The sequence below is a fragment of the Trinickia fusca genome (assembly GCF_003628145.1).
GTDB lineage: Bacteria > Pseudomonadota > Gammaproteobacteria > Burkholderiales > Burkholderiaceae > Trinickia > Trinickia fusca.
In genome coordinates this window covers 24879-34926 of record NZ_RBZV01000022.1, presented here as the reverse complement: position 1 = coordinate 34926, position 10048 = coordinate 24879, and the positions used below count along the sequence as shown (strand labels likewise).

Genomic DNA, 10048 nt, shown 5'->3' with positions numbered 1-10048 from the left:
TCACTTCCTGCCTAGTGTTAGTCAAAAACACAGTCTTATGCCTACCCGTTATTTTAAGTGGGAGGCTGTGTCCGGTGTTTCAGGGGGCTGCTCCATGGAGCGTCCGCTTCAGAGAGGCATGAAGGTCGCTTTTGGGTCGACTGCTGCCATCCGCGTCAGGCGGTTGCCGGCCAATTTCAGTCATTCGCCACACCAGCCACGCATCGAATGGCCATCAGTTCTTAATGGGTCGCCCTCCGGGCCAGAACGCTACAGGTTTTCTGGACCCGAGGTTTGGCGAACATTTTGATAGTGTCATTCATGAATTGACCTCATACAGCAACAGTCGGCCAGGATCAGTCGATGACGCCCCAATCCACGAATTGTCCGCTATTGATAGGTCACTAGCCGGAAGAAAGGGTGGAGGGATTCGCTACAATGAGACTTTGCTTGCGTACAAGATCATGGGGATGCACGAGCTTGTTGTCAGTCTCAACGGCGAGATTGTTCAAGACGGAAATTACGACGACTTTTCGCGTGGCGAACGGCACAAGTTTGCCATCGAATTTTTTGTCCCGAAGTTGGCATCCTCTGTAGACCGCGTGAAGCGTTGCCAACATGCAAGCGGAGCATCATACGCTGTTGTTGGTGAAGTGATTTTATCGACGCCGACTGTTTGGGCTATTGACTTCGGTGTCAAGGTATTTTGGGAATCACCTCCCCCTGAATTTGCGCAGGTCGGGGAATGGGTGCAGGGCGAACTAGGGCTTGGAATTGATCCGTTCTTTTATAAAGAATATCTACGCATGATGCCAGGCATGCCGGATTTGTTCTGCGAATGGAATGTCGCACGGATTCAGATGTGTAAGGGGCCATGGATTGAAGAGGTACGTGGTGGAAGAACCTTCCTCATGCGAGACCCCAGGCACATCACTTGGGTCGATAAGGCCGTTACAGACGCTTGGAACGACGACGAAGGGCGAGCCGACTACCTTTTTACTCTTTCACGGTAGGCTTTGCCTCATAGTCGAGCAAACCGGTCGCTAGTCCAAGATTCGAATGCGTCGTGTGACCAATATGGAAGCGAAGCAAGGCTGGCAAGCATGGAAAATAACAAGCTTGAGAATGGTCGATCGGGAAGATACGGCTGGTTTTCGGCGACGCACTTCGGCGTCTGGCTGCCGGCGGTGGCGATGTTTGACGTTGGCGATCAATTGGATCGCCTATTCGGACTCTGGATTCTGCTGATTCCGGTGGTTGCCGTTCCTGCGCTGATTGCGGTAGTAACGTTCTTTACGGGGCTGATCGCGAACATAGGGCGTCGGCGATGGTCGAGATTGATCTCTGTCGTCGCGGCACCGGCTAAAATCAATCCAGACTGGGTTAGATTCCAACTCACGCGAGGGCACTACGCGAAACTTGTGCATGACCTGCCTGGACCATCGCCGAAGCACGCTAAATGGAATTGGGGTGAAACTGGCGGGGCCACTGGGGCGCAAATCTTCTATCAGCTTGTCTACGACGAGGCAGACAAGCCGCTTGACAGGGAGTGCAATGGATCGGACTGTTCGGCGCGTCCATATGGGCATCACTTCTTTTTAGTCACCGATATTTATCAGTGACTTGCGATGGTCAGTTGTCAGCATGCAGCATCCGCACTGCGCTGAGGTATCATGCGGCGCGGCCGAAAGCCACCCAATCCACTCATCTTTGCGCTCGCCGTCTCATCCTTTTCACTTGATGAATCACCCTCGTCACGTCGTCATCGTCGGATTCGGTAACCTGGGCCAGGCGCTGTTGCCGCTGCTGCGCACCGCCTTTCCCGCATGTGAGGTGACGGTAGTCGAGCAGCACGGAGATGAAGCGCGCGTCGCGCTCGCGAACGCGTGGGGATTACGCTTCATTGTGCGCCGAATCGAAGAATCCAATTACGCGGATGTGCTTGGCCCACTGCTCGAGAACGGCGATTTTCTGCTTAATCTCGCATCGGCGGTCGAAACTGCCGCCCTGATCCAACTCGCACAACGACACGGCGCGTTCTATCTCGACACCGGCATCGAGCCGTGGGCCTACACGCTCGGCGACGCCGATTCCACCACCAACTACGCCCTGCGCGAGCAGATCCTCGCACTCGCCGCCGCACGACACGGTACGCAGACGGCGTTGGTGGCGCATGGCGCCAACCCTGGCTTCGTGTCCGTGCTCGCGAAATGTGCGCTTATCGAAATGGCGACACGCTTCGACCTGCATGCGTGGCGGCAACGCGTGCCTCGCCATCGCGATGAATGGGCGGCGCTTGCCGCCGAGCTCGACGTGCGCGTGATCCAGATTTCGGAGCGAGATGCGCAGCGCACCGCGACGCCCGAAAGGGAAGGGACGTTCGTCAATACATGGTCGGTGGATGGCTTCATTGCCGAATGCCTGCAGGATGCCGAAATCGGCTGGGGCACGCATGAGACACGGCTGCCACCAGGAGCGCGGCGCTATCGGAAAGACGATGGCTACAGGCACGCCGCACCCGCGATACGCCTCGCGACCAACGGCATCGACACGAAGGTCCGCACTTGGACGCCGCATCACGGCACGTTCGACGCGCATGTGCTCACGCACAACGAATCGATCTCGATCGCCGACTACCTGACGCTCACCGACGCCGACGGCCACGTGCGTTATCGGCCGACCGTCTACTACGCCTACCGCCCGATCGACGCGGCGCTCGCATGGCTACCATCGCTCGCCGGCGGGACGCCAGCGCCGGACCATGGGCTCGACAACCTCGCCGGAGCGCGCGTGCTGAAGGACGAGCTGGTGACCGGCACCGACGAGCTCGGCGTGTTGGTCATGAGCGGACGCGGCGAATCGCTGTGGCTTGGCTCGGCGCTGTCGATCGAGCGCGCGCGCTCGATTGCGCCGTTGAACAACGCGACCAGTCTGCAAGTGGTGTCGAGCATCATCGGCGGCATGCAGTGGATGATCGAGCACCCGCGCGCCGGGATCGTCGAATCCGACGCGCTCGATCACACGGTGACCTTCGAGCGGGTGCGGGCATTCTGGGAGCCGATCGAGCGGGTCTGGACGCGTTGGCGCCCCGGCAGCACCGAGTTGTTATTCAACGATTTCTTCTGCGGTGAGCGTCACGTCGAGGCCGACGTCGCGCACACGGCTGTCTTCAATCTCCACTCAAAGCCCGCATGAAACGCATCGCGCAAACGCCGCGGCCGGACTGGCCGGCTCGCCTCGAATCGATCGGCTTTCACTTTCACTCGCTCGACGAGAACGACGTGCCGCAGCCGGTCGATCAGCACACGTTTGTCTATTGGCGCGAGGACATTGCGTACGCGTTCTCGGAGGAGGAAGTCGAAAACCTCTACGCAGCTGCACTCGAACTGAACCGCCTGTGCCTGGCCGCCGTCGAGCACGTGATCGAGCGCGATCTGTTCGTCAGGCTCGGTATCGGCACGCGCGCCGGCGCGTGGATTCGCGAGTCTTGGGAGCGGGACGACCCGACGCTGTACGGCCGCTTCGACCTGACGATCGGCGCCGATGGCCAACCGAAAATGTACGAGTACAACGCCGACACGCCAACATCCATCATCGAGGCGAGTCTGGCGCAATGGTTCTGGAAAGAGGACGTGCGCCCCGGCGACGATCAGTTCAATAGCCTGCACGAATCGCTGATCGCACGGTGGCGCTGGCTGCGCGACCACTACCGCGACGCGCCGCTATTGCATTTCGCCTGCATGTACGACAGCCAGGAAGACGTTTGCAACACCGAGTACCTGATGGATACGGCGGTGCAGGCCGGCTGGCCGGTGAAGCTGATCAACATGCAAGACATCGGCAACGATGGGAATGGGCGCTTCGTCGATCTGCAAGGCCAGCCGATCGAACTGATGTTCAAGTTGTTCCCCTGGGAATGGATGATGAGTTCGGCCTTTGGCGACGAACTGCTGAAGGACCGTTGCCGCTGGATCGAGCCGCCATGGAAAGCGGTGTTGTCGAACAAGGGAATCCTGCCCATCCTTTGGGAGCTGTTTCCCGATCATCCGAATCTGCTCGAAGCGTCGTTCCATGAGGCGCATTTCAGCCGCCGTCCTTATGTGAAAAAGCCGCTGCTGTCGCGGGAAGGCGCCAACGTCACGCTCGTGACGCCCGACGGCCGTCGCATCGAAACAGGCGGCGATTACGGCAGCGAGGGCTTTGTGTACCAGGCGTTCGCGCCTGCACCGCAGTTCGGCGACCGATATGTGACCCTCGGGGCATGGATCGTCGATGACGCGCCGGCCGGACTGTGCGTGCGCGAACAGGCGGGGCTGGTCGCCACCAACACGTCCAATTTTGTTCCTCATTACTTCACGCGCGGCTGAACGCCGGACCTTACATGACGACGCATCACAAAAAAAAGCGCAATTTGACAAAGCCGCTGCTCTATCTAATCGGGTTCAGCGGTCTGGCGGCGGGCACGATGATCTGGCTATCGCCGCACGATGAGGTAGTGGACATCGAGCGTACCGGCTATGCGTCGCGCGAAGCGTGCTTGCAGGACTGGAACGAGCCTGAGGACTGCGAGTTCGTTAACGCTGACGACACGGCAGTGGCCGCGTCGGCTGCATCGGGAGGCAGTGACCTCGACATCACGTCATCGAGGACCGTTGCGACGAGCGGCTGGTACGGTCCGTACTACACGCGCGACGGCGTCGTCTATCACGCGAGTGGGCTGCATACGACCGGTGTGCCGTTTCAGCACGGTATGGTGTCGACGCTCGCAGTGCGCGAAAGTGCGCTGTCGGCGGGGGCGACGGCATTTCATGCGACACCGCGCAGCGTGTCCGTCAGCGAGGGACACGCCATCTCGCGAGGCGGCTTCATGTCATCGCGTGGTGGGGGTAGTGGACATGGGTCGGGTGGCGGTTGAAGCTACCACCCATGGATGAATGCCATGACGACAGGCAATAGAGAAGATAGTTTGCTGACTCAACAGGTAGTTATCGCCTGGGCGGCCGGTGTCGTCGCCGGGGCGGCCAGCTTAGTCATACCCAGCGCATTTCATATGTTCTCCGAGACGTGGCATCTGCGCGAAGTGGTCGGTGCCGGACTGATGGTCGCAATGGGCATACCGTTTCTTTCGATGATTGCAATGGTTTTGACGGCCGTCCCAAGTTTTCTGCTTTATGCGCTAGCGCGAACATTCCGGATTTGCCGCCTTCCGTTTTATGCCGTTGGAGGAGCGGCCATGGGAGTCGGCATGGTTCCGCTTTGGTACCGCTGGGATGCAGACGAGATGCGTACTTGGCTTGAACTGCTGGTTGATCCTGGCCTGCGCTTCGCTATTTCGGGCTTGTTCGGAGGGTTGGTCTTTTGGCGACTTCGCGGGCGGCACGACGGATGATGTCTGCCTGCGCTCCGACACGCCTATCCCTCGCCGCAGCGGCATACGCAGCAATCCTGCAGCCGCGAGCGCAATTGCCAATTCACCCTGAGACTCGATCCCGGCTGGGTCGCTGGCGCATACCAGAAGATATTGGCCTGGACATACGGCAGGCGCCACGCATTCGCCGCTCCGACCTGAGGACCGGTTGATGGTTAGCCGGCAGTGCGCGGCCAGAAGCGGTCACGCTAAAATTTCCGCGAGATTAGAAAAATGGGGGAAAGGTGCAGGTCCGTCGAATTCTTCTTCGTTGTGCCGTTGCAGTGATTGAATTTACTGCACTCAATTGTGCGCAAGCTGCTCCAGACGTTGTAACGGTGCTTGCGGCGAGGCCATTTGCTGAGGTCGAGCAATACTTCAGAGACTCCGGCTATACCGTCGCCAAAGCGGATTCCAGTGACGGTATGAGTTACGAAGTGGATTTTGCAGATAAATCCAAAAACTATTTGAATGGCAGTATGACGCTATGCAATGGGCTCGTGGCATCTGTCAATCGTGGGCTTGAGCCGGATACTTACCCGCTCATTCTAAACCGCTTGTTTACTATATTCGGACAGCCGAAGGCAAGGATCGGTACCCTGTACACAAAGCAAGGGGCTATGGGCTATGCAACTCTAGTGTGGGATGTCGGGAGCATAGAGATCTCTCTCTCAGACACGCCGCCTAACGATGCCGTTGCGGGGATGGCCTCGCATCGCGATGTTAGGCTGGGGTTTGACGATATGTCTCAAAGCTGCTTTTACGACATCCGTCGAGATCCAGCAATTCAAGCCAAGATGGCACCGAGAAGCCCCATGACGTTTTCGATGCCTTGATAGTCCTCGCACCTTGAATTTTCGTGACTGTCTCTTGCTTTCCAAACTCATCGATGCGCGCCAAGAGTTAAAGCTGACTCGGGTGCAGCGAACTCCGCAACCGCGTAAGCGCGGTTTGCGCGAGTTGCGAAAAAGCGGCGGGTTGATTTCTGTGGCCTGATTGCTGTCCGCCGATCAAACACAGGTGAGCGAAGCACGCAATGAGTTCCGCGTCGACAGGGTCGTCTATCCTCGCACGGCAAACCGAGATGGCGAAGGACAATCGGGTGCTGTCCACCCGCTCCTGGTATTCGGCAACCAGTGGGTCCTGGCGCGCCCATGCCCGAATTTCGATTTCTCTCTGCGGCTGTTTGTCGGCGGCCACCACCAGGTAACGTGCCAGCACGTCATCCAGGGTGCGCCCCTCTGCCGCATACGCAAGCATCCGGTCCGTGTAGTCTGACTCCCATTGCGCTAGCAGGGCACGAACGAAGTCCTCTTTGCTACGGAAATGGTGATAGAACGAGCCCCGCGTCACATTCAATCGCCGAGCCAGGCGCTCGGCCGAAACACCGGGATATCCTTCCTGATCGAGGGCATCGAACCCTGCAGCTATCCATTGATCTCGCGTCAGCATTTGGTTGATATCGATAACGTACAGACTGTGTATGGTCTTACCGGCGTCGCTAGACTGCGGTTTCCATTGTATTTGTTCGCTGATCGCAGGCAATCAGCAGCAGTGAGCGGAACCACTAATGAAGCAAATCGCGCTGATCACTTTTGAGCAATTCACCGACATCGACCTGTTCTTGATGTGGGATATTCTGGGGCGCAATCGAGACGATTGGCAAGTTCGCATACTCGGCAAGCAATCGGAACTCCGATCGTCAAACGGTCTGCTGATCCACACACACGGCCGACTCGAAGAGGCCAACCAGGCCGATGTTGTGTTATTCGCCAGCGGTAAGGAGGGCGTGCCGGCTGCCATCTCGGACGCAACCTTCATGGGGGCGTTCCAGCTGGATCCAGGCCGTCAGTTGATCGGTTCCATCTGTGCGGGCGCGTTCATTCTTGCGCGGTTGGGCTTGCTTCCGGAACGCCGGGCGACGACACATCCTGATGCGAGAGCGTCCCTGCGCGCAGAAGGTGTGGAATTGGACGACAGACCATTCATGAGCAGTGGCAATGTCGCGACGGCTGGCGGTTGTCTTGCCGCACTCTATCTGGTTGGCTGGGTTGTCGAACGCCTGTTCGGTGCGCAGAAAAGCCTGGAGGCATTACGGCCGGTATTGCCTGCGGGGCAATATGGCATCTACGAAGGACTGATTGTATCCAGCATCGAGCAAGGGGGCGCGCAATATCGCGGTCGTTGATTCTTTGTGGCGATACATTGGAAATTTCACCCGGGGCACCGCACTACATTTTCAGAGGCTACTCATGAAAAACAAAGTCTCGCTGATTCCCGCGCCGACGGCGGCAATTCGTGCGTCAGGATTGACGCATATTGATTTCGCCGATGGCTATTCCGGTCAGGCAGATCGAACCTACGTCGACGCCGAGCAAGCAGCGCGCGCCGTGTTCGCCGATCCGCCACACATGGTCAGATGGCTGATTGCCTTGCGTAACGGAATCGTGGCGCCGTTCGGGCTAAAGGCAAGTATTGACTTTAGCGATCGCGGGTTGGGGAAGATTGGCGTGTTTCCGATTATTTCAAGTACAGGCACTGAAGTCGTCGTCGGTGGTGACGACAAGCATCTGGATTTTCGGATCTGGATAAGCATGCAACCGGGTCTGAAGGGATCGGAAGTGACGATTTCGACCTTGGTCAAAATCAATAATCTCCTTGGAAGAGTCTACTTGTTTGTCATCATGCCGTTTCATAGGCTCCTGTCTCGCTCGATGCTACAAACGGCGGTCAATCGGCGCGATAACGTGTCTCCGGAAGCCAGGTAGGCCAAGCGGAAAGCGTAGCCTGGGCTAGCGTCCAGCGTTGAACGACAGATACCCTAAATTCAACAGATAGGTACATTCCGGTGAAATACTACAGGAGGGAATATGTCTGAGCGCGACAGTAAGCTCCACGGTTGCTGGCGGCTGGTTTCTCTTCATACTGAGCTTCAGGATTCGAAGGAGCGCACGCAACCGTGGGGCGCCGACCCCAATGGGTATCTTATCCTCGGTTCTGATGGGAGAATGATGACGCTAGTTACCGCAAAGGCGCGGGAGCCTGGAAATACAGATGAGAAATTGGCGGCACTTTTCCGTACTATGATGGCCTATACAGGTCGATATCGGATAGATGGTGATAGGTTAGTCATAAAGATTGACTCGTCTTGGAATGAAGCCTGGAGCGGCAGTGAGCAGGAGCGATTCTATAAGCTTGATGGAGACACGCTCGACATCATTTCGGCCTGGATGCCGAATCCATTAGATTCAGGAAAATCAATGGGACGGGGTATTCTCAGTTTTAGACGCGAGTAATTTTCCCCGTGCTGAGTTCGTGCGTTTTCTCACAGCCTCGGTCGATTTCCGCCGGCCGGGCGCGGCCAGTAGCCGACGGTCTCGGTTACATTTCAAATTTCCCAAGCTCGCGCCTCACGACCGCCCGGCCTATTGATCGTTGTACGGCCCCCTTCCGGCATCCTGGAATACATTGACTCGCCGCGAGAGCCGTCCCTGGCGCGATCGGTCGCGCAGCGCTCAACCCCAGGCCCGTTCTCCTTCTGCGCTGGCAACGGTGCATTGCAGCCCCTGTGCGGCACCCGCGCGATCGATCGCCGCTTCGAGCTGCGCGAACGGATAGGTCGAGAGCTCGACCACATCGAGCGACAACTGTCCCGACGCCACGAGCGAGACGAGCGCGAGGTAATCGGCGCGCGAGTACATGAAGTGACCGATCAGCTCCCAGTTGTTGAGCAGCATCTCGCCGTAGGTGATGGGCAGATCGACATTCATACTGCCCATCAGCACGAGCCGCCCGTTGCGGCGCAGACTGCGCAGCGCCGCAAGCGTCGCATTCGGTTCCTGTGCGTGGCCAACCATATCGAAGGCGAGATCGGCGCCGCCGCCAGCGGCTTCCCGAATCGCAGCGACATCGCGTACGCCATCGCCCGTCAGCACGACCGCCACGACGCGGCCGCGGCCCAGCTCGACGAGCTTTGCGAGTGGCTCGGCGCGGCGACCAAGCGCGACGACGCGGCCGGCGCCGAGCGCCAGCGCCGCGATCACGGCTGCTGAGCCGAAGTAGCCCGTCGCGCCGTTCACGACCACTGTCTCGCCGGCCTGGAGCCTGCCGCGGCGCAAGCCGCCGAACGGCACCGAAAATTTGCCGAGCGCCGCCAGGCGCGCTGACGGCACGGCATCGAGGCCATCGAGCGCCAGCACGGTCGAAGCGGGGAATTCGGCGAACTCGCGCAGCGTCCCATGCGGAAAATCGGCCAGCATCGGCGCACTGGCCGCGCTGATACCGGTCAGGCCGATGAGAATCTGCTCGGGCTCAGCCACCGCTTCATCGGCCACCCAGTACGGATTCACTACCACGCGCTGTCCGGGTCGCAAGCCGAATACGCCCTCACCGACGGCCACGATCCTGCCGACGCCGTTCGTCCCCGGCGAAAACGGGCCGGGCGGAAATGCATACGGCAGCTTGCCTTCGACGTACGCACGCGTATAGCTGAGCAGCGGCACAGCCTCCATCTGCAGCAGCACAGCCCCGCGCCGCGGTAGCGGCGTCGGTTCTTCGCGCAGCGCCAAGGGTTTGCCGGGTTCGTCGAGCATCCAGGCTTTCATCGTCTCTCTCCAAAGAAAAGGGCATCGGACGGATTGAACTGTAATAGCAGTCGACGTA

Annotated in this window: 12 protein-coding genes; 10 read left to right on the top strand and 2 right to left on the bottom strand. The window is 58.7% G+C overall.

From position 1 onward, the window contains the following. The first annotated feature begins 449 nt into the window (after positions 1–449). From D7S89_RS26375 to D7S89_RS26345, 7 genes are all read left to right on the top strand, one after another. Entirely contained in the window at positions 450–992 is a 543-nt protein-coding gene (locus D7S89_RS26375) for a hypothetical protein (protein ID WP_147426779.1), read from the top strand. A gap of 90 nt (positions 993–1082) precedes the next feature. Next, positions 1083–1601 (top strand): hypothetical protein, encoded by a 519-nt coding sequence (locus tag D7S89_RS26370; protein WP_121281827.1) that lies wholly within the window; start codon positions 1083–1085, stop codon positions 1599–1601. 118 nt (positions 1602–1719) lie between these two features. Beyond that, entirely contained in the window at positions 1720–3174 is a 1455-nt protein-coding gene (locus D7S89_RS26365; RefSeq protein WP_121281826.1) for a saccharopine dehydrogenase NADP-binding domain-containing protein, read from the top strand. Beyond that, positions 3171–4346 (top strand): glutathionylspermidine synthase family protein, encoded by a 1176-nt coding sequence (locus tag D7S89_RS26360; protein ID WP_121281825.1) that lies wholly within the window; start codon positions 3171–3173, stop codon positions 4344–4346. The genes D7S89_RS26365 and D7S89_RS26360 overlap by 4 nt, the downstream gene beginning before the upstream one ends. Before the next feature lie 44 nt (positions 4347–4390). Next, positions 4391–4894 carry a hypothetical protein gene (locus tag D7S89_RS26355; protein WP_147426778.1) on the top strand — a complete coding sequence of 168 codons (504 nt, stop codon included), beginning with the start codon at positions 4391–4393 and terminating at the stop codon, positions 4892–4894. Positions 4895–4918: 24 nt separating this feature from the next. Then, on the top strand, positions 4919–5368 hold the full coding sequence (locus D7S89_RS26350) for a hypothetical protein (protein WP_147426777.1): 450 nt from the start codon (positions 4919–4921) through the stop codon (positions 5366–5368). Between the two features lie 302 nt (positions 5369–5670). Beyond that, entirely contained in the window at positions 5671–6222 is a 552-nt protein-coding gene (locus D7S89_RS26345) for a hypothetical protein (RefSeq protein WP_147426776.1), read from the top strand. 67 nt (positions 6223–6289) lie between these two features. On the opposite strand, the gene D7S89_RS26340 is transcribed toward D7S89_RS26345, so the two are convergent. Further along, positions 6290–6838 (bottom strand): TetR/AcrR family transcriptional regulator, encoded by a 549-nt coding sequence (locus D7S89_RS26340; protein ID WP_121281831.1) that lies wholly within the window; start codon positions 6836–6838, stop codon positions 6290–6292. A gap of 118 nt (positions 6839–6956) precedes the next feature. On the opposite strand from D7S89_RS26340, the gene D7S89_RS26335 reads away from it, so the two are divergent. The 3 genes from D7S89_RS26335 (at position 6957) to D7S89_RS26325 (ending at position 8682) form a co-directional block, all read left to right on the top strand. Then, positions 6957–7574, top strand: coding sequence for a DJ-1/PfpI family protein (locus tag D7S89_RS26335; protein ID WP_121281821.1), 618 nt, complete (start codon positions 6957–6959; stop codon positions 7572–7574). A 64-nt stretch (positions 7575–7638) separates the two neighbouring features. Next, entirely contained in the window at positions 7639–8154 is a 516-nt protein-coding gene (locus D7S89_RS26330) for a DUF2867 domain-containing protein (RefSeq protein ID WP_121281820.1), read from the top strand. A gap of 102 nt (positions 8155–8256) precedes the next feature. Then, on the top strand, positions 8257–8682 hold the full coding sequence (locus D7S89_RS26325; RefSeq protein WP_121281819.1) for a lipocalin-like domain-containing protein: 426 nt from the start codon (positions 8257–8259) through the stop codon (positions 8680–8682). Between the two features lie 219 nt (positions 8683–8901). Here D7S89_RS26325 and D7S89_RS26320 read toward each other — a convergent pair whose 3' ends face one another. Next, positions 8902–9990 carry a zinc-binding dehydrogenase gene (locus D7S89_RS26320; RefSeq protein ID WP_121281818.1) on the bottom strand — a complete coding sequence of 363 codons (1089 nt, stop codon included), beginning with the start codon at positions 9988–9990 and terminating at the stop codon, positions 8902–8904. Positions 9991–10048: the final 58 nt, after the last annotated feature.

Bases quoted from the DNA above. Each gene is read 5' to 3' on its own strand.
- D7S89_RS26365 (WP_121281826.1), top strand. From the start codon at position 1,720: ATGAATCACCCTCGTCACGTCGTCATCGTCGGATTCGGTAACCTGGGC.
- D7S89_RS26350 (WP_147426777.1), top strand. From the start codon at position 4,919: ATGACGACAGGCAATAGAGAAGATAGTTTGCTGACTCAACAGGTAGTT.
- D7S89_RS26375 (WP_147426779.1), top strand. From the start codon at position 450: ATGCACGAGCTTGTTGTCAGTCTCAACGGCGAGATTGTTCAAGACGGA.
- D7S89_RS26370 (WP_121281827.1), top strand. From the start codon at position 1,083: ATGGAAAATAACAAGCTTGAGAATGGTCGATCGGGAAGATACGGCTGG.
- D7S89_RS26340 (WP_121281831.1), bottom strand. From the start codon at position 6,838: ATGCTGACGCGAGATCAATGGATAGCTGCAGGGTTCGATGCCCTCGAT.
- D7S89_RS26360 (WP_121281825.1), top strand. From the start codon at position 3,171: ATGAAACGCATCGCGCAAACGCCGCGGCCGGACTGGCCGGCTCGCCTC.
- D7S89_RS26330 (WP_121281820.1), top strand. From the start codon at position 7,639: ATGAAAAACAAAGTCTCGCTGATTCCCGCGCCGACGGCGGCAATTCGT.
- D7S89_RS26325 (WP_121281819.1), top strand. From the start codon at position 8,257: ATGTCTGAGCGCGACAGTAAGCTCCACGGTTGCTGGCGGCTGGTTTCT.
- D7S89_RS26320 (WP_121281818.1), bottom strand. From the start codon at position 9,990: ATGAAAGCCTGGATGCTCGACGAACCCGGCAAACCCTTGGCGCTGCGC.
- D7S89_RS26335 (WP_121281821.1), top strand. From the start codon at position 6,957: ATGAAGCAAATCGCGCTGATCACTTTTGAGCAATTCACCGACATCGAC.